Raw genomic sequence first — 638 nt, forward strand, 5'->3', positions numbered from 1 at the left:
ACGAGCGCCGTGGGGTCGAGGTCACTGCTCATCGACGGCCGGGGCCTTCCCACGCACGGCGTGCCACCACAGCGCGACGTCCAGCAGCCGCAGCGGCTCTTCGTCGAACACGCACACCAGCCCCTGGAGCTCGGCTGCCGCACGTGCCCGGGCGAGTGCGGTGTCGATCGCGCCGGCCACCACCGCGTCGGACACCAGGGCCCGGATCACCTGCAGCTCCAGACGTCCGTCGCGGTAGGACTCGAGGCCGAGCACTCGCCGCACCTCGTTGTCGCGTACGGGCAGCAGCCGCGGCCGCTTGCGCGCCGCGAGCTTCGCCGCCGTCACCCACGGGTCCGAGCGCTTCGCGCGCGGGTTCGCCAGCGCCGCCTTCACCGCGGCGTAGAGCGCCCACGCCAGCTCGAGGTCGTGCTCGCCCGCGGAGGCGAGCGGCACGTCGGACGGCACGGCGCGCAACGCGGCCAGCACGTTCTCGCGGTGCGGGCCGTCGTCGAGCAGCCGGCGTGCGGCCGGCGGGTTCACGTCCACGCTCAGCAGCGTCACCGCGAGCAGGTCGCCCGTCGTGATGTCGCCGGGCACGTTGCCTGACGCCGAGGCGTACGGCGCGCCCGAGTATCCGCCGGCGACGTCGTAGTACG

1 protein-coding gene is annotated in these 638 nt (G+C 74.5%); it reads right to left on the minus strand.

Annotation, left to right across the window (positions count from 1 at the left end):
- Positions 1-21: 21 nt before the first annotated feature.
- A partial coding sequence (locus tag G3I78_RS46580) for a DUF6308 family protein (RefSeq protein ID WP_164436645.1) occupies positions 22-638 on the minus strand: 617 nt, incomplete at its 5' end.

It is taken from the genome of Streptomyces sp. SID13726, from assembly GCF_010548375.1.
GTDB lineage: Bacteria > Actinomycetota > Actinomycetes > Streptomycetales > Streptomycetaceae > Streptomyces.